This is a genomic window from Nostoc sp. (assembly GCF_036917935.1).
Lineage (GTDB): Bacteria > Cyanobacteriota > Cyanobacteriia > Cyanobacteriales > Nostocaceae > Nostoc.
Genome location: NZ_JBALEL010000048.1, coordinates 21,734 through 44,200, shown reverse-complemented (window position 1 = coordinate 44,200; position 22,467 = coordinate 21,734). Strand labels below are relative to the sequence as shown.

The window sequence follows — 22,467 nt, the reverse complement described above, 5'->3', positions numbered from 1 at the left end:
GAAGTGGAGTGTTCGCGTAGCGTGTCGTAGACAAGCAATCACAAGGTTTTCACCGCTTTTACTTTTCGTTACATAGTTAGGTTTATTTGTGCCTACCTACTTATGCAGTCTATGAACAATCAACACTATTAGTGAATAAGATTTGAAACTTCCAGGACTTACGCAAAAGGGTAGTGAAAGCCTTGATTTACCGTAGGGGCAATTCATGAATTGCCCCTACATTTCCTACTTGATGCGTAAGTCCTAACTTCCTTTCTTTGCGCCTTTGCGTTAGGTAATTCCCCAACAAAAAAACTTGCCCCAGAAGCATCACACCCCCAAAGCAAGCCAACTCTCTAATTCTTTCTTTACTTCGCGCCCTTCGCGGTTCGTTAAAGTTGCTTCACCTCAGAAACCAACTTCGCCACCATATCCTTAGCGCTACCAAAAAGCATCGTCGTTTTATCTTTGTAGAACAACTCATTATCTACACCGGCAAAACCCGTACTCATCCCGCGCTTAATCACAATCGTCTGCTTCGCCCGATCTACTTCCAAAATCGGCATACCATAAATCGGGCTATTCTTATCACTCCGCGCCGCCGGATTTACCACATCATTTGCCCCAATTACTAAAGCCACATCCGCTTGATCAAACTGGGGATTAATATCATCCATGTCGTACAACTGCGTATAAGGCACATTTGCCTCCGCCAGCAACACATTCATGTGCCCCGGCATTCTCCCAGCAACGGGGTGAATCGCATACTTGACATCAACGCCCATTTTTTCCAACTGATCCGACAATTCCCGGACGCTATGTTGCGCTTGGGCAACTGCCATACCATAACCGGGCACAATTACCACAGAACGGGCATAACCCAACATCATCGCCCCTTCTTCGGGATCGATGCTGCGGACGGTTTGATCAGTTGCACCACCACTAGCAGCAGCACCACCAGAACTAGAACCTGTACCAAAAGCGCTGAACAGCACACTAAATAAGGAGCGGTTCATCGCCTTACACATAATCTCGGTGAGGATTAACCCAGATGCTCCCACCAAAGCCCCAGCGATGATTAACATATTGTTCATCACCACAAATCCCGCCGCCGCCGCCGCCACACCAGACAACGAGTTCAACAGCGAGATTACCACAGGCATATCGCCGCCACCAATGGGGATGACGAACATCACGCCCAGCACCAATGAAACGCCAACCACTCCCAAGAATATGGGTAAGCTATCTGGTGTGATGATTAAATAGACACTGCCCACTACATAAGCACCCAGAAGCGCAAGGTTAAATGGTTGCTGGAATGGAAATGTAATCGGGGAACCGCTAATTAAACCTTGCAATTTGGCAAAGGCGAGAAAACTACCTGTGAAGGTAACACCACCAATTAACACGTCCAAAAGTATGGAAATGTTCACATCTAGGGGTATCGACTGAGAACTATCTAACAACCGCCAGAATTCGGCAACAGCTACTAGTGCCGAAGCCGCACCGCCCAAGCCGTTGAGTAAACCGACCATTTGGGGCATTTCGGTCATTTGGACTTTGTAGGCTACGATCGCACCAATTCCCGATCCAATCGCCAAGCCCAACAATATCATCTCGTAGTTCAACACATGTTGATCGAGCATTGTCGCGGCGATCGCCAGCAGCATCCCTACAGCCGCGACGAGATTACCGTTTCTCGCTGTAGCAGGTGATCCCAGCTTTTTCAACCCCAGAATGAATAACGATGCAGCGACTAAGTACGTCAGCTGAATGCCAGTTGGTAAAAAGTCGCTCACGCCTTAATCTCCTTCTTCTTGAACATTTGCAACATTCTGTCTGTCACTAAAAAGCCACCGACAACGTTGATTGTTGCCAATACCACAGCAATCAAACCGAGAATTACCGATACATTCGTGTCTCTCGCACCAGCAGCAACTATTGCCCCAAGTACCGCAATCCCAGAAATGGCGTTTGAGCCTGACATTAAGGGCGTGTGTAGAGTCGGTGGGATTTTGTTGATGACTTCAAAGCCAATAAAAGATGCCAAAACAAATACAAACAAAGCAGCAAGTAATGCCTCTGTCATGAAATCAAAACTCCTTATGGTAATTTGGCTACTAACCTGCTCCAACGCCGCTCAAAGCTTGTAGTGCATCCCGCACTCGTTGATTGCGAATTTCACCAGCGTGGGTAACGCAAGCTGCATCAACGATGTCGTCGCTAAAGTCAACCTGCAAAGCTTTGTCTTTAATTAGCAGTTGCATCAACGAAGTTACGTTCTTGGCATACAATTGGCTGGCGTGAATTGGCATTGATGATGGGAGATTGATCGGGCCGATAATTGTCACGCCGTTCCAGACAATATCTTTACCGGGTTCTGTACAAGCGCAGTTACCACCCTGGTCAGCAGCTAAATCCACAATCACTGAACCGGGTTTCATTTGTGCTACCATTTCTTCTGTAACTAGCCGTGGTGCTTGTCTCCCAGGAACTTGGGCGGTGGTAATTACAACATCAGAATTTTTGACGTGTTCGGCGACAACTTCCTGGGTACGTTGTTTGCTAGCCTCAGAAATTTCCTTGGCGTAACCACCTGCGGCGACAGTTTCTTCGTCTAATTTGACTTCAACGAATTTTGCCCCTAAGCTTTGCACTTCTTCTTTGACGGCGGGACGAATATCAAAGGCTTCTACTACTGCACCCAAACGTCTAGCGGTAGCGATCGCTTGCAATCCGGCTACACCAGCACCCATAATAAATACTTTCGCTGGAGCGATCGTACCTGCGGCTGTGGTTAACATCGGGAAATATTTCGGTAATGCTGCTGCGGCAATTAATACTGCTTTGTAACCTGCTAATGAAGCTTGCGAGGACAAAGCATCCATACTTTGCGCCCTGGTAGTACGGGGAATCATCTCCATACTCAAGGCTGTGACTTTCCGATTTGCCAGTTGCTCTGCTACAACAGGATTTCCCAAGGGATTGAGGAAACTGATTAATACAGCCCCTTCCTTTAACAAGTCAATTTCTGAGCGTCCATCTTCTCGTTCTTGCGGTGGGCTGACTTTCAGCAGAATATCTGTTTCGCCCCATAATTTGGCAGTATCGCTGATTATTGTGGCTCCTGCTGCTTCATAGGCAGAATCGTTGAAAAAAGCTCCCTCTCCTGCACCTGTTTCTACCCAGACTTCCAAACCTTGTTTTACCAATCGGGCAACGGCGTCAGGAATTAATGCCACACGACGTTCACAAACTTCAATCTCTTTAGCAACTGCTATTCTCATGAAATCTCCTGAAGATAAATACCTAATCTCTGCTAAGTAAGCGATTGTCTAGATGAGGGATATCCCACACTCATAGTACTTAGGCAGGAACATCAGCGATGAATTTTACTTGTAGATTGAACCTCGAATCTTTCCTCTCCCACTCTTCGCTCTCCAGGCAAAGCCTGACTTTGCCGCTCGCAGATGTCATATTTTCAGATAGTTGCAAACAGGGTTACGTATTGCACATCCTAAATTGATTCCCAAATTTTGCATCTTTATCTTCAGCTTATTTTCGGGATTGAGAAATTTTGGTATTCCTTTCTTATAGAGTAATATTGACCAAATTTTTGAAGCTTGATAATTTCCCAATCAAATTTTAATGATTACGACTTGGATTCCAACTTATTTTAATCAATTTAGCTCAAGTTTACTGGCGATCGCTGATGACACGGCTCAATTTTTATAACAAAGTTTTCAAATTTAGATACACTTATACATATTTTGAAATACAATCTAATCCCAACTGTGTTTCTATTTAGTTCAATATTTGACCAATCTAGTCATCAAATCAGCACCCTATAAGGGTAATGAAGCCAATTGATCTCGTGTTGAATTTATAACTAAGTAATTTTGCCACCGCCCAAACATCAGGGGGGATGGCACCTTTTGTTGTTACTAAACGTCAATTGTCAGGAAGTGAGTAGTAAACTTTAGTAACGAATACTAAGACACGGTTAATTAGATAACAGATTTATATTTTGGTGGAGGAAACCCAATTATGCGACGTTTACTTTCCGCTTTAGCCGTGACTAGCTGCTTAGTGACTGGATTTCCAGCTATGACGTGGGCAGATAGCTTACCAGGATTTACGCTCTTTAGCGGTGTCAAAGCCGAAAATCAACTGCCCTTCCGGTTAGATTTTGGTGGACAAGCGAATGGTTGGGATCGATACATATTAAGGATTCCAGCCCAAAGAATGAAATTGGCTGTTGGTCAATTTGCCATTACCTACCCTGATTATTACAAAGGAACTTTTGACCAGAAACAAATTGAAGTCCGAGTCAAAGGCAAAGCAGTTCCGCTTTCTGAGGTGAAGTGGGACAAAGAAGGTAAGCTGATTAATATTTTTCCCCAAGAGCCAGTGCCAGCAGGTAGTGCAGTTGAGGTAGTCTTATCTAACGTGAAAAACCCAGCCTTCGGCGGAGTTTACTATTTTAACTGTCAAGTACTCTCCCCTGGTGATGTGCCACTATTGCGCTATATGGGAACATGGATTTTGAGCATCAATTAAGAGTGGGGAGTAAGAATTTTAGATTTTGGATTTTGGATTTTGGATTAAAGAATTGAAATTTAATCCAAAAGACCCCTATGACGCTCAATGACTCGCTAACGGTGTGCTATGGTCAATCCAAAATTGAATCCCTCAATTCCCAATTCACGAATAAAGTGATACAATTAGAGATTGTGAGTTTTTATAAAAATCACCTAAGAGGAGAACAGTATGAAAAGAACACTGGGCGGCACTAGCCGTAAGAGAAAAAGAACCTCTGGTTTTCGCGCCAGGATGCGGACACCAGACGGCAGAAACGTGATTAGCGCTAGAAGAAGAAAGGGACGTCACCGTCTGAGCGTTTAGGGCATATCAAGCTAAAAGAGCATCTGTGGCTTTGCCCAAAGCAAATCGGCTAAAATCCCGAAAGGATTTCCAGGCAGTTTTCCGGGAAGGAATTCGGCGTCATGGCTCTTATTTAACATTGAGAGCCTTAAAGCCGTTATGTTCAACGAAACCTTCTTTGGACACTGCCACCCAGACGACACAAACAACTGACTCACTACATCTTGCCAGCACGCAGATTGGCATTTCGATTAGCACAAAAGTCAGCAAAAGGGCAGTGGTTCGCAACCGAATCAAACGGCAAATTACTGCTGCTTTACACAACTTGCTGCCAAAATTATCACCAGGATGGCGGCTAGTGGTCATTGTCAAACCCACAGCAGCAGAATCTAAGTGCGTAAGCCCACAATTTCTGCAAGAATTAGAGCAGTTGTTGGCACAAGCTGAGGTGTTCGATGGGAATTCGTGAAGATGTTTATTATGAAGGTGGCCCCCATATTGGGGATTTAATTATCAACCTGCTGATTGGGCTAACCGTCGTTGGCATACCCTTAACAGTTGGGGCAATTGTCAGGGCATTGTGGCTGCGTTTCCGCATCACCGATCGCCGAATTACCGTGATCGGAGGTTGGCAAGGGCGCGATCGCACTGACGTAATTTACTCAGAAATTGTCAAAATCGTCAAAGTCCCCCGTGGCATTGGCTTTTGGGGAGATATGGCGATCACCCTAAAAAACGGCAGTCGTCTCGAATTGCGTGCAATTCCCAATTTTCGGGAAGTCTATGACTACATCAATGAAAGAATTGCTGCGAAAAATCCCGAATTTAGCGCTGCTGCCAACAAATGATGGGAGTACGGGAAGTAGGGGGAGCAAGAATTTTAGATTTGAGATTTTGGATTAAAGAATTGAAATTTAATCCAAAATTTAAAATCCAAAATCCAAAATTGAATTGCCCCATTTGAATGTGCGGCTATCCGTAGCGAAAGATAGTCGCCGACAAATCATCTATTTAGATAAATTAGATTCAGTTTACAGTACCTCAGGTTGAATTCAGAATAATGGATTTTGGTATCGGCTTTCTCTCGAACAACGTGATGCTGCCAATCATAGATTTTTTCTATGGTATTGTGCCTAGCTACGGATTAGCGATCGTTGCTTTGACCTTGATAGTCCGCTTTGCGCTCTATCCCCTGAGTGCTGGCTCAATTCGCAACATGCGGAAGATGCGAATTGTACAACCTCTGATGCAGAAGCGGATGGCAGAAATCAAAGAGCGCTATAAGGATGAACCGCAAAAGCAGCAAGAGGAAATGGTCAATGTCCAAAAAGAATTTGGCAACCCCTTGGCAGGCTGTTTTCCATTACTAGTACAAATGCCAGTTTTGTTAGCGCTGTTCGCCACTTTGCGGGGTTCGCCTTTTGCAAGTGCCAGCTACAGCGTTAACCTGCAAATTCTTCCCGCAGAACAAATCGAACAAATTCAACCGCAAGCCTTTGCCACTGCTTCTCAAAATATTTATGTTGCAGATGGGGAACACGTTAAAGTAGCTGCCATTCTTCCCAGCGGAAACAAACTAGCGGTGGGAGAACAAACTAAGATCCAATATCAGACCACTGAGGGCAAACCATTTCAGGTACTTTTAGCAGAACACCCAGAAAATAAGCTAATTCCTGATTGGAAAGTCACCAAAGGGGAAGATAGGATAAAAATTGATGCCCAGGGCAATGTAGAAGCCTTGCAGCCGGGAGATGTCACCATTCAAGGTACAATTCCGGGACTAGCAGCAGAAAAAGGCTTTCTATTCATTGATGCTTTAGGCAGGGTTGGCGCACAAGATCCAGATGGCACAATCCACTGGGATATCGTCGCCATGATCGTCTTCTTTGGGATCAGCCTTTATGTTAGCCAAATGCTTTCTGGGCAAAATTCCAGCGGTGGCAATCCGCAGCAGGATACAGTTAACAAAATCACCCCCGTCATCTTTTCTGGGATGTTCTTGTTTTTCCCCCTACCAGCTGGGGTACTCATGTATATGGTGATTGGTAATATTTTCCAGACTGCACAAACTTATTTTCTCTCCCGCGAACCTCTACCAGAAGAACTGCAAAAAATCGTAGAAACCCAGGAGAAAGAAGCAGTAGTCACAGAACAAAAGGCATTGCCGTTTGAACCAAAAAGTTCTAAGAAAAAGGCGACAGGGGGATCATGAACGACATTCCGATGCAGCGAGGTCAGCAGTGGTTAAAAACCCTGCTAGAACTCACTGGAATACCTGCTGAGATTCAGAGTCATTTAGATACTGCCCAATCTCAAGACAGTGATTCCCCAGAACCAGATAACTACTGGTTGACTATTGACCAAACCAATTTGACATCAGAACAAATCCAGCTATTAATTGGTGCTGATGGTTCTGTGTTAGATGCGATTCAGTATCTAGCAAATTCGGTTCTAAACCTCAGCCAACCCCCGGAAGAACAAGCCTCTTACACGATTGAGTTGAATGGCTACCGCGTCAAAAGAGAAGCCGAAATTCGCGCATTAGCAGAAGCAGCAGCCGATGAAGTGCGCTTTTCTGGTAGAGAAGTGGAGATCAAATCTCTTAGTTCTGCTGAACGGCGTCAAGTTCATACCTTCTTGAAGGAATTTGGAGATTTAGAAACCTTCAGCCGAGGTAAAGAGCCACATCGTCATCTGGTTGTCTGTCCAGCTTCGTTGGAAGGAGTTAGGAGTTAGAAGCCATTCAATTTTAGATTTGAGATTTTAGATTCAATCCAAAATCCAAAATTGAAAATCTAAAATTGGCAGAGTTTGAAGCTAATTCAAAACTCATAACCATATAATTTCAAAACTTCTCTTGTTCTTAAGAGATAAAGTAAAGATGTCTTATCAGTATAATTGCTGATAGTCAAGATAAATTTTAGTGAGGATGTCTCACAAATCCTATGGACGCAATTTATATTCCGCAGCTAACTCAAGCCCCAGAGCGGACAGAGGAAGTTCAGGTTAATGAATTTCTGCCTGGTCTGGAAACCTTGACACCAGTTCGCGGTCATCTGCGCCTACAGCATCATGGTAATTACTTAGAAGTTTCTGGTCAGGCAGAAACAATTATTACTTGTACCTGCAACCGCTGTTTGCAGCAATACAATCGACGTTTAGGGCTTGATACGAAAGAAATCATCTGGTTAGACGAAACTGCAAATCAGCCAAATGACTTGCCCCTAGAAAGGGAAGTGGTTCTGGAAGATTTGCTTGAAACCCTACCGCCCGATGGTTATTTTTATCCCAACGAGTGGCTGTATGAACAGATGTCCTTGGCAGTACCTCAGAGGCAACTGTGCGATCGCAATTGTCCAGGTATTCCTGTAAGTACTACTGTTGAGAGTTCTGATAGTCTTGAAACGCCAGTTGATAATCGTTGGGCTTCTCTGGAAGCACTGAAAAAGCAACTTCCGGGATAGACAGATGACTTTCAACTTCGTTAACGCGCTTTTACAAGCGCGTTTATTCCAAAAAGTCAATTATTATATAGCAATCTTATTTGATTTGTGAGAATTGCAACCCGCAGATCCCCGACTTCGTAAAAGTGTGTCGGGGATCTTGTTTGTTACGAATGATTCAGGATTGCTATAGCTGTAGGGTACACAGTAAAGCCAGCAACTGAAAGCATTTAGCCGTAATAATAAACACAAACTGGCAAATAATGTTCTTTATTTATCATTATGACTATGCTTGATTTAGTCTCGGCTAAGTGGTTGATTTAATCGTCTTCCACATTTAGTACAGAAGTTGAAATTCACCGGATTATTGCAACTACAATTGGTACACACTATATTTTTCTCAACTGGAGTTTGAGGTGGAGTGTCTCTATTAAAATTGTTGGTTGAATTGAATTGAGTGAGTGCATTATTCCTATCAGTAGACTGATGAATTGGTTGTGAAGTTGGTTGAATAAATACTGGCTCCATTTGGGCAAAATGCTCCAGCAGCATTCGATGGATAAAAATGTAACTACCTCCAACTTTTTGCAAAAAGATGTGTTCAGTCGCATATTCCAAAAAGCGGACATAGTTTCCAGGTATGGAATTTTGTCTGTAAAGAAAGAGGCGTAAGGTAAAGTGTTGTAGGCAAGCTTGACCACCCCCAAACACAAGCCCAGCTACAAGCCCAAACACTAAACACAATTGCATCCATTCAGTTTTTCCGAAGATTTGTTCACCAATTAATCTCCCAAATAATCCGCCAAGTAATCCCCCAATCAATCCCATTATCAGGGCATTCTTCGCTGAGTTCCATATCCCTTGGTTAGGAATTGTTCTTATCACTATCTCTGGGCCTCTCAGTCCACCTAACAATCCTAAAATCAGTCCATCAATTAGCGCGTATAGTAAACCTAATTGCAGCCCAGTTTTGAGATCAAATGGAGTCTTAACTAGCTTAAAAAACACTCCTATAATCAGCCCCAAAACTAATCCACCTGGTAGTCCATTCTTCAAAAAGTTTTTGGCTTCTTGCCAAGACCATTTCAAAGTTTCAACTGGTTGGATTTCTACCGTACTCCAAGTTAAAGGTATTCCAGCCGTAATTACACCAATTAACGCCCCGGGTGATTGATGTATTAGCCAGCCGATAAACCCACAAATTATTACTCCAACCAGCCAATTGACCAATTGATAAAGTATTTTTTGCACTGGATTTGACAACCATGTAGGCTGTATTCTTTCAAGAAGAAAGACCGTTTGAGACTTCTGAAACATCTGCTGTGCTAGCCAAATTAGCCAGCACATTGCTTGCAATTTTGAGTATCTTGGCTCATATTCACGACGCTTAAACATCCGTTCAATATAAGTATCAAATAGGTGCTTTCGGCGTTCCTCTTTAGAACCTGTATTGGGTAAATCTTCAAGTTTCTTACCTTTATAAGCTAGGGTCATAACGCTTAAAGTCAGGGGAGACTTGGCTAACTCTTGCAGCGTAGTGTCTTCTTGAAGCAATGTTTTTACTGCTTCCAGTTGTTCACCAGCCCTGTCTAAATATTGGTTAACTTGCTGAAATGTCAAAGATTGGAGGCAGATAGCACCTTGCAATTGTAAACGAGTAGAGAGAGCTTCATAATCTCGAATACGGCTTGTCACCACAATCTCGATCAACCCATATTCTTGCATGAATTCGTTGATGGCTCGAATGCAGGTTTCCCGACGCTCAATTTTCACCTCATCTAAACCATCTAACAGCAGTAATATTTGTTGATCTTCAATCCAGACTTTACCAAGCGCCTTAGAAATTTGATATGTACTATTCAATTCCTCAATCAGCCAATCAGCAATTGTTTGCTGTTTATTCCCCCAAGAAGATAAGTTCAGCACTACTGGAATAGGTTGGCTAAAATCTTTTTCGGTACGAGCAATTAATTCTTGTGCCAGCTTCAGGAGAGTGATCGTTTTACCCGCACCGGGTTCTCCTAAAATCAGTAAGGTTCGTCCTTTTCCCATCTGATTGAAGACATCAGAGACACTTTTACCTTCAGGTAAGGTTTGCCCAGACTCATTAGGAATTTCTTGAACAATGTTAGACGGGCGCTTTACTGCGTCTAATCGTTCTTCTAGTCCCAAATCAATTAGACTTTTGGTATACAAAGATTTTTCTAGTACGCCTTTAATCCAATACTGTTTGACTTTATTAAGTAAAACTTCTCGGAAACGGTACTCCTCTTTCCCTGAAGGAGGTTTTACCTGCCTATGACCTATTAGTTTAGCTAGGCTAAAGCTTTCATTCACAGTTAGATACTGAATTTGGTGCAAGTCGCGTCCAGCCTGTCCAATTTGAGCTTCCCGAATCAAAGCATCATCAATATTCAAATTCTGAAGGGGTTGTTCTTGATTCATAACCTTTCTTCATGTAAAAAATAAAAGACTTTTAACTGCAACTCCTAACCAAGGAGCTAATTGTTTGGCAATTGGCTCTAACTTTTGCCAAATTCCTTGGCCTGCATTAAACGTTTCGTTCGTTTCTTTGAGGACTTTACTAGCTTTTTGCAAACTTGTTGCCGCAGTATTTTTGTCTGGTTCTTTTTCATTAACTGCGTCGGTTGCATAATCCAGATGTTTCAGTGCTTGTTTCTTTTGCTCTTCTGGTAAATCTGAATTACGAAATATGGATTCAATTTCTGCCATTAATTCCGCAACCTCAGGTAAGGTCAATTGTTTCTCAGCCCCACCTTGAGTATTTTGCTGATTTTGGGTCATGTCGCCAGCAGCTTGTCCAACTTGAACACCGGAAAATTGACCACCGCCAATGTTCAGGGACATTCCTCCAGGATTTTTAGGCTGTGAGTTATTATCTGCCATCTTATTTGCTTGATAAAAACATAACTTTATTTAAGCTTTATTCCAGATTGAGCAGACAACTTTCCCGAATATTAAAAATAATTGCGTATATAGTGAGCTAATTAATACATTAAAGATGCTAGCGTAAATTCACTTATTCACAGTTTCCACTTGCAAATGCAAGGTTTGCGACTCTGCTTCTACTTTTATGTTTTATTGCCTGGTAGACGCAGGTAACGAGAGATATATTCGTTTTTAGTTGTGAGACAGAATACAAACCTGAACAATGAGAGAAGAACAAATAACCACAGCTAAATATGAACTTCCGTGAAGAGTTTAAACTGCTGCTACGTGCCCGCTACCCCTTGATTTATATTCCCACTTATGAGGAGGAACGGGTAGAAGCAGCTATCCGGGAAGAAGCAACCAACCAGGGTAATCGCCCAGTGTATACTTGGGATTTTGTCGATGGCTATCAAGGAAACCCCAATGATGTTGGGTTTGGGCGACGTAACCCGTTACAAGCTTTAGAATTTATCGAAAAATTACCAGCTTCCGCACCTGCGGTATTGATTTTACGAGATTATCATCGCTTTTTAGATGATGTTGCGATCGCTCGCAAACTCCGCAACCTGTCCCGACTGCTCAAGTCGCAACCCAAAAATATTGTACTCTTGTCGCCACGCATCGCCATTCCTGACGATTTAACCGAAGTTTTGACAGTCGTCGAGTTTCCCTTACCCGCCGCCCCAGAAATTAAAACTGAGGTGGAACGGTTACTACAAAGCACTGCTAACTCCCTTTCTGGGAAAGTTTTAGATGACTTGGTGCGCTCTTGTCAAGGACTTTCGATGGAACGGATTCGCCGGGTTTTGGCAAAAGCGATCGCAACCCACGGAGAATTGCAACCAGAAGACGTGGATCTGGTTTTGGAAGAAAAGCGCCAAACTATCCGCCAAACCCAAATCCTGGACTTCTACCCCGCCACTGAGCAAATTTCTGATATTGGCGGACTGGATAACTTGAAAGACTGGCTGATTCGTCGGGGAGGCTCATTTACTGATAAGGCGCGACAGTACGGATTACCGCACCCCCGTGGTTTAATGTTGGTGGGTATTCAGGGAACTGGTAAATCGTTAACAGCAAAAGCGATCGCTCATCACTGGCATTTACCCTTACTACGTCTAGATGTGGGAAGGTTATTTGGTGGTTTGGTGGGTGAATCAGAATCTCGGACTCGTCAAATGATCCAAGTAGCTGAAGCCCTCGCTCCCTGTATTTTGTGGATTGATGAAATAGATAAAGCCTTTGCTGGAGTTGGTAGCAAAGGTGATGCCGGAACAGCCAGCCGTGTTTTTGGCACTTTTATTAACTGGCTAGCCGAAAAAAGCTCACCCGTGTTTGTTGTCGCCACCGCTAACGACATCCAAGCTTTACCGCCGGAAATGCTCCGTAAGGGGCGATTTGATGAAATTTTCTTTGTCGGTTTGCCCACCCAAGAAGAGAGAAAAGCAATTTATGATGTTCATTTATCCCGATTGCGCCCCCATAACTTAAAAAGTTATGACATCGAAAGATTAGCTTATGAAACGCCCGATTTTTCTGGGGCAGAGATTGAGCAAACTTTAATTGAAGCGATGCATATTGGATTTAGCCAAAACCGCGACTTTGCTACCGACGACGTTTTAGAAGCAGCCAGTCAGATCATCCCCTTGGCGCGAACCGCTGTAGAGCAAATTCAGCAACTCCAAGAATGGGCGGCGGCGGGGAGAGCGCGTTTAGCATCGAAACACAATCCTTTGAGCGATCGCCTCCGGCGCACTACGTGAACCCGAAAAAATCTCGAGAGGTATCACTGCTACTTCTCTATAAGGGTTCTGGATAACCCATATTTAATTTCACCAGATGTCTATTCAGCATAGCTACAATAATGAGTTAGTCAAAAGTCAATAGTTAATGATGAATTATTATGGACTATTGATTTTGAACGGTTACTTGCTTCTCTACTCGTAACCCTTAAGAGCCAGTTCAACGCCACTCCCCTTAATGGGGGAAAATACCCACGTGACTGGCTCACTTTCACCCTTGACTCTTGATAATCAGGTTTAACTATGTTGTCTGGCTTCACAAAGTTTATACTGGGGTTTTTCTTAGCGATCGCTGTGTTAGTAGGTGGCGGTGTTGCAGTTGCACTCTACTTCATGAATCGCACTGGTATACCCCCTGCTAAACCCGTTTTTTCCAACGATAGTCCTTCGGTGAAAGCCCAAGCTCCAAAAGCAACTGAGCCTGGAGGAAATAAATCCACCCTGACACCTGGGACTTCGGCTCAATCGTCTCCAAGCCCAACCTCTACTTCCACAGAATCACCAAAGGCTACCCCATCACCAAAACCATTGCCATCAGGAGCTTACCGAGGGCGTGTTAGTTGGGCTGAAGGCTTGAGTTTGCGATCGCAACCAAATCAAGAAGCTGAAAAGATTGGTGGGGTTGGTTTTAATCAAAAAATTATTATTTTGTCAGAAAGCGACGACAAATCCTGGCAAAAAATCCGTTTGGAAGGTAGCGAACAAGAAGGTTGGGTGAAAGCAGGTAATACTGAAAAAGTTGATGATCAATAGGTATGAGGTATGGGGCAATTCAATTTTAGATTTTGGATTGACGATCGCGGAGCGGTAGCGAGTATTTTCGAGTCGCGTCTTTTGGATTCAATTTCAATCTAAAATCTAAAATCTAAAATCTAAAATTCTTACTCCTCTGCTCCCTCATCTCCGCAGGACAATTACTTGTAAAGAATCATACGAAAAGTAATTATTACACAGAGAAAGCGGTATACTTTTTTATAGTCATCAACTTGAAAAAAGCAAGTGAAAACAGGGGTAGATAGCTATTTAACCAAGCTTGCCTCAGTCCACGAGGCATCCGAAAGCGTCAAGGTTGTTCCTACCGTAGCTAATTTCAAATTTTTGAATTGGAAAAAGTTATCTAGCAGTGCGGCGATACGTCTTTTGTCTGTGGCACTGATTACGGGGCTTGTGAGTATTGCTGGACAAGCTTTAGCACTTCAGAAAATAGGAAGTAATGGGACTGAAGTGACCAGTAGCCAGAGATGTTTAAAAAAGTTAGGCTATTTTAACGGCCCGGTGACAGGTAAGTTTGCTGCCTTGACTCAAAATGCTGTGATCAAATTCCAGCAAGCTAATAGAATATCTGCTGATGGAGTTGTGGGTGCTAGTACTCAACGAGCCTTGCAACGAGCATGTCAAAGTAGAAGTTCTAATAGAAATACCGGTGGCGCATTGCGTAGGAGCAGCCCAACCCAGGCATCGCCAGTTGCTCAATATCCGACTCTCTCTCAAGGCAAAACTGGTGCACCCGTGACAAGGTTGCAACAGCGTCTACGGCAGTTAGGCTACTTTAATGCTAATCCCACTGGGAATTTTGGACGAATTACTAAAAATGCTGTAATTGCATTCCAGCGAAATTATCGCATACCTGCTAACGGGATTGTGAATCAACAAACTTGGAACGCACTAATGGGTTCCTCTCAGACTTCAGCTAGATCGAGTCTCTCCACTCCACAAGTGAGAGAACTCCAAGTGCGTTTACGGCAGCTAGGTTATTTAAATACTGATGCTACTGGGAATATTGGCCCAATGACTAGAGAAGCTGTAATTGCATTCCAGCGAAATAATCGCCTACCTGTTGATGGCATCGCCAATGCCCAAGTTTTGGACTCAGTGCGTAGAGCCTCGACTGGTGGATCTACTACTCAACAACCAAGTAGAAATTATCTAACTGTAGGCGATCAGGGAGAAAATGTCAGATTAGTTCAAGAGCGTTTGTCGCAGTTGGGTTTCTCTAATACCAATCCTGATGGCTTTTTCAACGATTACACCAGACAATCTGTGATTGCATTCCAGCAATCTTCTCGACTTAATTCGACTGGAAATGTAGATTGGCAAACTTGGCAAGCATTAGGGTTGAATGGTTCAACTGGGGGCAATTATACTGAGAATAATGGTTATGTATTAGCTGAAACTAATCGCTATGCATTACCTCCTGCAAATGACTATGTAGCACCTGTTACCAATGGCAACACATTGGTTGCCAATAATCCTTACAGAGTAATAATTCCCATTTCCAATAATGATACTCTGAGTAAAGTGCAACAATATATACCCAATGCTATGGCGGAGCAATCCAATCTAGGGGATTATGTGAATGCTGGAGCATTTAGCGATCGCGCCCAAGCAGAAACCCTAACGAAAAAGCTCCGCTCATTAGGTCTTGATGCACGGGTAAAATTCAATTAAATTGACAAACTCAACTGCGAACCTTCTTGAGTTTTATTGACTTCAATCCGGGCTTGGAAAGCTTCTTTGAGGTGGGGCATGTGGGTAACGGTGAGGATGCAGGCAAAATCGGAGGAAATCGCATTAATCGCGGCAATCAAGCGATCGCATCCTTCAGCATCCTGTGTACCAAAACCTTCATCTATAATCAACAATTGCAACGCCGCCCCCGCCCGTTGCGCTAATAATTTCGCCAAAGCTAAACGGATGGCAAAGTTAATTCTAAAAGCTTCACCACCTGAGTAAGTTTCATAAGCTCGTGTTCCTCTAGAATCGGCGATTAAAATATCTAGGGTGTCTATCAACTTGGCATTTTTCTTACTTGATTTAGCACTCCGCCCAGCTTTTTGAGTAATAAATTGTACATGAAACTGATTCCCGCTCAACCGCGAAAGTAGTTGATTTGTCTCGGCTTCCAGTTGCGGTAACACATTCTCAATCATCAGTGCTTGGATACCATTTTTACCAAAAGCTTGCGCTAATTCCTGATACACACGATATTGCTGCTTACAAGATTGTAATTGCTGCTGCTGTTCTTCACACTGAATTTGCAGCGTTTCCAGTTGATGCGCCAGCTGTTCTAAACGCCCTAACTTTGTAATTTGCTCATCGAGTTGCCGTCTACGGATTGCTAACTGCTGCTCAAGAGTTTGAATTTGGGCAGAGGGGTTAGCTGTTGCTTGTAGTTGCTGGATAATGCTTTCAATTTGTCCGCCGAGTTTTTGCCACTCCGTTAATCTGGCGCTTCTAGACTCTTCTAACTCTTGCAATCTCGTCTGGAGTTGCGGATACTGCTGCTGGGCTGATAGCAGTTGTTGATACCGCAAATGCCAAGATTGAGCTTTCTTTGCAGCCATGCGGAGATTGTTGTGCTGCTCAGAACTGTAGGCAATTTCGGCAATGTGACGCTCAAGAGCCGCGATTTGTTTAGCACATTCAGAATCAATCTGATCTTGCTGGATTCTGGCTTGTAATTGGGCGATTTGGGATTGTAGTTCTGGTTTTCGGGCTAATAGTTGCGCTTGTCGCTTATTAGCATCTTTAATCTGCCCTTGTTTAATTTCTGCCCATCGCCACCGCTCAACTTCGCTCCGAGCCAGGGCGTGATCTTGTTCATTATAATTAGCTTGTTGCAGATATTGCTCTAGCTGCCGGAGTTCGGCTTGTTTATCGGGAGCGTAATCACCAGCTTGGAGCGATCGCTCTAAATGCTGTTTTTCGGCAGCAATTTGTTGTAACTGTTGTTGGACATCAGTTGTCGCTTCTAACTGTGCTGCCAACTGTCCCCGTTGTTCGCGTAAACCATCGTAGCTCGCCAACTGTTGCGAAATTTCCCGATATTCCTGCCTAAGTACTTGAATTTCTCTGTCTGACACAGCCATTTGTTCTCGCACTACCCAAAACTGCCCTTGAGTATCCTCTAACTCAGCCTGGGTTTTTTCCACCACCCGACTCCAGTGATGTTCATCCAGTGGACGTTCGCATAATGGACAAAGAGCTTCAGGATTTTGGAGCATAAGCAATTTCTGCTCTAATTCTGCCAGCAGTTTTTCATAGTCATGTTGATGAGCTTGCAGACGTTCGATAAAGTGACGCCTTTCTTGCCCTTTTTCTTGGACTCGTTGCAGATAAACCCGCTTTTTCTCCAGTTCCTCAATCTGGATTCCCACATCCATCACCGCTTGTTGCAGTTGCGGTTGTCGTCGCTGCTGGCGTTGCAATTGGTTTTCAGTACTTTGGAGTTGTTCGAGTCGCGCTACTAAACCAGCATGAGTGCGATCGAGTTGGCTTTGTAAAGTTGCTCGTTGTTGCAACAAGGGAGTAACTTGCATTTGCAGTTGATCCAAACGAGCAACATGGTGACGGGCTGCGGCTAGTTGTGACAAAGCGGCTTCTACTTCACCTGATTTAGTGAGAGTTTGCTGAATGTCTCGCTCTTGTTGCTGTAAAGCTTCTAGCTGCGCTTGGGCTTGTTGCAGTTGCCGTTCGATTTCGTGAATTTGTTTGGTAAGCTGTTGTTGCTTTTGTTGGCGAGTTTGTTGGGCGCGGGTGTACTCTTCAAATTTGACAGCAAAAGCTTCTTCTTGAGATTGGAGACTTTTATATTGGGCGTATCCAGCTTTAATCTCAGCTTCTTGGTGTAATATTTTTTCTAAATCTGATAGCTGAGAGCCAATAGCTGATTGTTCTTGTTGGAGGCGATCGCAATCTTGGGTAAGATTTTGGTATTGCTGCTTTACAAAATTGAGTTGTTGTTCCCAATTTTGGCGCTGGTGCTGGACAACTTGCAAACTTTGTAATTGAATATTATCAAAGGCTTGCACCTGTTGCAGTTGGTTGAGTTGTGCTTCTAACTCTACTCTTTGCGCTTGGGTGATTTCGCGTTGTTGCAGCTGAATTTTAATCGACTCCAAAGAACGCTCTAACTCTACTGCCCGTGCTTTGAACTGACGAGAAGATTCTTTTGCCCGTTCTTCTAAATCATCATACTGATTGAGTTTCAACAACTCCGCTAAAATTTCTTTGCGTTCTGTGGGACGCTTGAGCATGAATTCATCTGCACGACCTTGACGTAAGTAGGCAGAATTAATAAAAGTATCGTAATCAAGCTTGATGTGTTCTAAAATCAAATCTTGGGTTGCTCTGACTCCTTTGCCGGTGAGTGAGCGAAACCCAGATGGTATTTCTATTTGAAATTCGAGGACGCTAGTACCTCCCCGAATTCGGGTGCGAATCACCCGATATTTTTGCTGGTTGCTTTGGAAAGTAAAATCAACCCGAACTTCTTTTGCACCAGAATAGATGACATCATCTTCAACAGTGGCACGGCTTTCACCCCAAATTGCCCAAGTGATTGCTTCTAAAAGAGAAGATTTACCCGCACCATTGGAACCACAAATACAAGCCGTATGCAAACCGCCAAAATCTAAATTTGCATCACGGTAACTAAGAAAGTTTTTGAGGATAAGTTGTACTGGGATCATTCAGGCTATAGCGCCACATCTACTTTTAATAAATAACAGTACAGATGCACTGTTTGTTAGTTTAGCTATCTGGATATCAGGTTTCTAGTCTTGAAGACATCAAATTTACAAAAATTAACAATATTATGAGTGAATTTTTCTTGTTGCATGAAAAAGTTTTGCTGTCTTCAGAGAAAAATGAAACTCTCCTGGAGGCTTTTCGTTATTTCTTTCTGTTGACTGAGAGGAAAACATGAAAATAATAGTTGCTCTCGGAGTTGTGGGAGATTATTTTGGCTTGATTTTCCAAGGTTCTTTACTTTTTAAAAGGAAGGGTAGCCGGAAATTGTCTTTGCTATGACTGTTTTAGGAGATTAGGCGTAGATCCGAAGGAGCTTGTCATCAGATGTCGCTTTTTTGTAAAAAATACTAAAAAAATCAAACCCTGCTAACGAAGGTTTTAATTGTGTCAAGTATCACCATAGACCAGAAAATATCTGGGCATGAGTATTGATAAAGAAGCTAAGGTTTACTTAAGCCTTGCTTGAGGATCACCCCAGCGCCGATCAACAGAAGGTGCACAAAGATGATCGCGATCAGTCTCAAGATACTTAAATGTATTCAAATCACCTTGCCAGAAGCTTTCATCAGCGTATTTAGTGTAGAGAGTATAAACACGTTGATAAACTTCCTCAGCAGTCAAGCCTTCAGCGAAAGCGCGATCAATTTCTGAATCACATTCAAAAAATATATCAGCACTTTGAACAGTAAAAATAAAGTCTATATCGTAACCGAAAAAGGCACGACAACCATGTTGGACAAAATCAACTCCGAGTAGTGCAGCTATTTGGCAGGATAAAAAATGAATAATTTTGCCTTTAGATTCTTCTGTACTGTAGTTTCCGACTGTAAAAATTGGATTATTATATTGACCAGTAAAGGTGTCGTAGCTACCATGTCCCACACCTGTCAAATATACAACATTAGACCTTCTTGCTGCTGACGTAACATAGATACGGCGAGCCAATTGACCTTGGCAACGTTCAATAACAAAGCCTCTTTCATATAAATAAGGATAAACTTTCTCTTGCCTATAATTAAATGCGGCTGTAGTAACGAAATCATGGTTAGAATCAATTGCTATTACAGCCGCATCCATTTTAATTTTAATTTTTCGGCGCTGAGGCTGATCAATCATTGATAATTCCTTTTAACCGCCCACTTTCTGCTTCTTTAATTAGTCGGTTAATTAAACGTTGTTCTGCCTCAACCAAAGTTTGTCCAATTGGTGTTTGTGACTGAATCTCAGCAATTGCCCGCTCTTTACTGATAACATCACCTCCAATAGTGGCAATTGTCACTTCTGGTTCGCGTTTTATCCGTTCTACGGTAAGGTCAACTCGTTGCTTTGGGGTCAAACTTGATATAGAAAGCGACTCTTTGTTCTTATCCTTAAGGAAGTGACGCAGAGTAACCTGTTGACCTTTGTAGTCAAAACTTACAGGTGAATCTAGCTGTTCAATGATTGCTTTCGGGAAAGTAGACATTCTTTTACCTCCAAGCTTAAAACTCTAAGGTTTACGAAAATAGGAAGTTAGTTTACCCCTTATATCATTCTCACAGAATCATGTTTGTGTTTAGATTGAATTTAGGCTTGCGATGGGTATGATTAAAGATTGCGATGTGAATGATTTTTATATAAATTTTTATTTATTATATAATTAACATTATGAATATTTTTATATGACAGGGCGATCGCTTTGCTGTTCTCCAGAAGGTATCCAAAAAGCAAAGAGAGCTTTAATTGGTTATTCTTTAACTCAAAAGGCATTAGCTGAAGAGTTAGAAGTAACTCGCCAGCCGATCGGAAAATTCTTTACAGGTAAACCTGTTGACCGCAATCTTTTTGTCCAGATTTGCGACAGGCTAAACCTAGAGTGGGAAGAGATCGTTGCGGAACCAGTTAGTGAACCACAGGTAAATCAAGACAATAGTATTGATATTGATGCGATCGTACAATTAGTACGCGAAAAGATAAAACCCCTCATTCAACAGCGCTGCGGCACAATGCGGGTGTTAGATATGACTCAACCCATTGGGTTGAATGACATTTACACCAGCGTTAATATCCTGGAAAAAATCACTGGGCGACAACGGCTAGGAATTGATGAATTATTAGAACAGTATAAGAGCCAGGATTTTGACCTCTTTGGACTCAATAAAATTACTGAAAAACGAGTGCCAGGACTGGAAGCGGTTGAGAAATATTCCAAGCTGATGATTTTGGGTAAACCAGGTGCAGGTAAAACCACATTTTTGAAGTATTTAGCGATTCAGTGTATTGAAGGTAAGTTTCAGGCTGAACGTGTCCCGATTTTTGTTAACCTCAAAAACTTTGCGGAAGCTGCCAACAAACCTGGATTATTGCAACACGTCACTGAAGAGACGATAAATCCTATCTCTTCTATCCGAGATGTACTAACCTATGGCAAGGCATTAGTTTTACTCGATGGGTTGGATGAGGTTAGAGAAGAGGATAGCGATCGCATCTTAAAAGAAATTCGTGAGTTTTCTGATCGTTACCCAAAAAATCAGTTTGTGATGACCTGCCGAATTGCAGCACGAGAGTATATTTTTGAGAAGTTCACAGAGGTAGAAGTTGCTGATTTTGACGATAACCAAATTTCCAATTTTGCCAATAATTGGTTTAAGGATAAAGCTGTAAAACCAGAGACTTTTATCAAACGTCTCGAAGAGAATAGCCGTATCAAAGAACTTGCTGCAAGTCCGCTGCTGCTGACGTTACTTTGTTTAGCATTTGAAGAGTCAGGAGATTTTCCTGCAAATCGTTCTGAGTTATATAAAGAAGGACTGGATGCGTTATTGAAAAAATGGGATGCCAAGCGGGGAATTCAACGCGAGCAGATTTACAAAAAGCTATCAGTTCAACGCAAAGAAGATTTACTCAGCAAAATGGCGTTGACTACTTTTGAGCGCGGTGACTATTTCTTCAAGCAGAAAGTAGCAGAACAATATATTACAGAATACATCCGCAATTTACCCGATGCTAATACTGACGAAGAAACATTGCAACTTGACAGTGAGCAAGTTTTGCGTTCGATTGAGCATCATCATGGGCTAGTTGTCGCAAGAGCGAAAAGGATTTACTCATTTTCTCACCTGACATTTCATGAGTATTTCACAGCTAGAGAATTTGTGGTTGTGAGACAGTCATCAGAAAAAGCGCTGCAAAATCTTGTTAGCCATATTACTGAGAAATACTGGCGGGAAGTCTTTTTGCTGGCGGTTGGGATGTCTCCAAGTGCAGATCGGTTATTGCTGTTAATGAAAGAGAAAATTGATTTTATGGTGGCTGGCGATCAGAGGTTGCAGGAGTTTCTTCTCTGGGTACAAAAAAAATCTCTTTCCGTTGAGGTTTATTATAAACCAGCAGCAGTTAGGGCCTTTTACCTCGACCCAGAACTCAAAAATTGGCTGCAAAAAATTCGAGAGCAACTACCAACGAGACAAGACTATATCGGTGATGATTGGCAGTTCAGTAATGAGCAAAAGGAATTGCTTCAGCAGTATTATGATGCCAATAAACTACTGATAGATTGCCTAAAAAGCGATTGTTATGTCAGCCTTGAAGTGCGACAGCAAATAGAAGACACCTTGCTATTACCGATCGCAGAGATTAAACAGCGCCAACAGCAATCTTAAATACCCATATAGCTGATAGTAAATAATTCGTTAAAAAAGTGAAAAAATTTTCCAATTCCTAGCAAATAAATTTATAATAAAAGTAATAGTTCACAGTCAGCCTATTCGCCTCTATTCAATGGCTTAGATATGTGGATATGAGTAGTAAAATAACATTCTGGAACAAAATGATACTCATTTTACGTCTTATGAGTGTTTAGCCTCTTACTTTTTGTAACGCACATTAGCAGGATA

19 protein-coding genes are annotated in these 22,467 nt (G+C 42.6%); 11 read left to right on the top strand and 8 right to left on the bottom strand.

The window, feature by feature from the left end:
* Positions 1 to 371: 371 nt before the first annotated feature.
* Genes V7K62_RS20215 through V7K62_RS20205 form a run of 3 tightly spaced genes read right to left on the bottom strand, consistent with a single transcriptional unit; the run spans position 372 to position 3,266 of the window.
* The gene (locus tag V7K62_RS20215; RefSeq protein WP_334867140.1) at positions 372 to 1,778 is read right to left on the bottom strand and encodes an NAD(P)(+) transhydrogenase (Re/Si-specific) subunit beta; all 1,407 of its coding nucleotides are present in this window, start codon (positions 1,776 to 1,778) and stop codon (positions 372 to 374) included.
* Positions 1,775 to 2,068, bottom strand: a complete 294-nt coding sequence (locus V7K62_RS20210; RefSeq protein ID WP_191757267.1) for an NAD(P) transhydrogenase subunit alpha — start codon at positions 2,066 to 2,068, stop codon at positions 1,775 to 1,777. Before V7K62_RS20210 ends, V7K62_RS20215 begins: the two co-directional genes overlap by 4 nt.
* A gap of 31 nt (positions 2,069 to 2,099) precedes the next feature.
* Entirely contained in the window at positions 2,100 to 3,266 is a 1,167-nt protein-coding gene (locus V7K62_RS20205; RefSeq protein ID WP_334867134.1) for a Re/Si-specific NAD(P)(+) transhydrogenase subunit alpha, read from the bottom strand.
* A gap of 760 nt (positions 3,267 to 4,026) precedes the next feature.
* On the opposite strand from V7K62_RS20205, the gene V7K62_RS20200 reads away from it, so the two are divergent.
* The 7 genes from V7K62_RS20200 to V7K62_RS20170 all read left to right on the top strand — a co-directional run bounded on the left by V7K62_RS20200 (position 4,027) and on the right by V7K62_RS20170 (position 8,327).
* On the top strand, positions 4,027 to 4,539 hold the full coding sequence (locus V7K62_RS20200) for a DUF2808 domain-containing protein (protein ID WP_334867132.1): 513 nt from the start codon (positions 4,027 to 4,029) through the stop codon (positions 4,537 to 4,539).
* 210 nt (positions 4,540 to 4,749) lie between these two features.
* Positions 4,750 to 4,884, top strand: coding sequence for a 50S ribosomal protein L34 (gene rpmH, locus V7K62_RS20195; RefSeq protein ID WP_094327629.1), 135 nt, complete (start codon positions 4,750 to 4,752; stop codon positions 4,882 to 4,884).
* A gap of 25 nt (positions 4,885 to 4,909) precedes the next feature.
* A complete protein-coding gene (rnpA, locus tag V7K62_RS20190) occupies positions 4,910 to 5,332 on the top strand; it encodes a ribonuclease P protein component (protein WP_334867130.1) in 423 nt (140 codons plus the stop codon).
* Complete coding sequence (locus V7K62_RS20185; protein ID WP_334867128.1) at positions 5,319 to 5,711, top strand: PH domain-containing protein; 393 nt, start codon at positions 5,319 to 5,321, stop codon at positions 5,709 to 5,711. Before rnpA ends, V7K62_RS20185 begins: the two co-directional genes overlap by 14 nt.
* A gap of 212 nt (positions 5,712 to 5,923) precedes the next feature.
* Positions 5,924 to 7,075: a membrane protein insertase YidC gene (yidC, locus tag V7K62_RS20180; RefSeq protein ID WP_334867126.1), complete on the top strand. Its 1,152-nt coding sequence runs from the start codon at positions 5,924 to 5,926 to the stop codon at positions 7,073 to 7,075.
* Positions 7,072 to 7,599 (top strand): Jag family protein, encoded by a 528-nt coding sequence (locus V7K62_RS20175; RefSeq protein WP_334867124.1) that lies wholly within the window; start codon positions 7,072 to 7,074, stop codon positions 7,597 to 7,599. The genes yidC and V7K62_RS20175 overlap by 4 nt, the downstream gene beginning before the upstream one ends.
* A 209-nt stretch (positions 7,600 to 7,808) precedes the next feature.
* Positions 7,809 to 8,327 (top strand): YceD family protein, encoded by a 519-nt coding sequence (locus tag V7K62_RS20170; protein WP_334867122.1) that lies wholly within the window; start codon positions 7,809 to 7,811, stop codon positions 8,325 to 8,327.
* A gap of 276 nt (positions 8,328 to 8,603) precedes the next feature.
* On the opposite strand, the gene V7K62_RS20165 is transcribed toward V7K62_RS20170, so the two are convergent.
* A complete protein-coding gene (locus tag V7K62_RS20165; RefSeq protein ID WP_334867120.1) occupies positions 8,604 to 10,751 on the bottom strand; it encodes an NACHT domain-containing protein in 2,148 nt (715 codons plus the stop codon).
* Between the two features lie 9 nt (positions 10,752 to 10,760).
* Positions 10,761 to 11,213, bottom strand: a complete 453-nt coding sequence (locus tag V7K62_RS20160) for a hypothetical protein (protein ID WP_334867118.1) — start codon at positions 11,211 to 11,213, stop codon at positions 10,761 to 10,763.
* A gap of 296 nt (positions 11,214 to 11,509) precedes the next feature.
* Here V7K62_RS20160 and V7K62_RS20155 point away from each other — a divergent pair, with 296 nt between their 5' ends.
* The 3 genes from V7K62_RS20155 to V7K62_RS20145 all read left to right on the top strand — a co-directional run bounded on the left by V7K62_RS20155 (position 11,510) and on the right by V7K62_RS20145 (position 15,508).
* Positions 11,510 to 13,021, top strand: coding sequence for an AAA family ATPase (locus V7K62_RS20155; RefSeq protein ID WP_334867116.1), 1,512 nt, complete (start codon positions 11,510 to 11,512; stop codon positions 13,019 to 13,021).
* Positions 13,022 to 13,303: 282 nt separating this feature from the next.
* Positions 13,304 to 13,813 (top strand): SH3 domain-containing protein, encoded by a 510-nt coding sequence (locus V7K62_RS20150; protein ID WP_334867114.1) that lies wholly within the window; start codon positions 13,304 to 13,306, stop codon positions 13,811 to 13,813.
* Positions 13,814 to 14,059: 246 nt separating this feature from the next.
* Positions 14,060 to 15,508, top strand: a complete 1,449-nt coding sequence (locus tag V7K62_RS20145; protein WP_334867112.1) for a peptidoglycan-binding domain-containing protein — start codon at positions 14,060 to 14,062, stop codon at positions 15,506 to 15,508.
* On the opposite strand, the gene V7K62_RS20140 is transcribed toward V7K62_RS20145, so the two are convergent.
* From V7K62_RS20140 to V7K62_RS20130, 3 genes are all read right to left on the bottom strand, one after another.
* Positions 15,505 to 18,531: an SMC family ATPase gene (locus V7K62_RS20140; protein WP_334867111.1), complete on the bottom strand. Its 3,027-nt coding sequence runs from the start codon at positions 18,529 to 18,531 to the stop codon at positions 15,505 to 15,507. The two genes, V7K62_RS20145 and V7K62_RS20140, sit on opposite strands and share 4 nt — an antisense overlap.
* Before the next feature lie 508 nt (positions 18,532 to 19,039).
* Positions 19,040 to 19,708: a hypothetical protein gene (locus V7K62_RS20135; protein ID WP_334867109.1), complete on the bottom strand. Its 669-nt coding sequence runs from the start codon at positions 19,706 to 19,708 to the stop codon at positions 19,040 to 19,042.
* Positions 19,701 to 20,057, bottom strand: coding sequence for a hypothetical protein (locus tag V7K62_RS20130; RefSeq protein WP_334839140.1), 357 nt, complete (start codon positions 20,055 to 20,057; stop codon positions 19,701 to 19,703). The genes V7K62_RS20135 and V7K62_RS20130 overlap by 8 nt, the downstream gene beginning before the upstream one ends.
* A 196-nt stretch (positions 20,058 to 20,253) precedes the next feature.
* Between V7K62_RS20130 and V7K62_RS20125 the strand changes: the two genes are divergently transcribed.
* Complete coding sequence (locus V7K62_RS20125; RefSeq protein ID WP_334867107.1) at positions 20,254 to 22,233, top strand: NACHT domain-containing NTPase; 1,980 nt, start codon at positions 20,254 to 20,256, stop codon at positions 22,231 to 22,233.
* Positions 22,234 to 22,467: the final 234 nt, after the last annotated feature.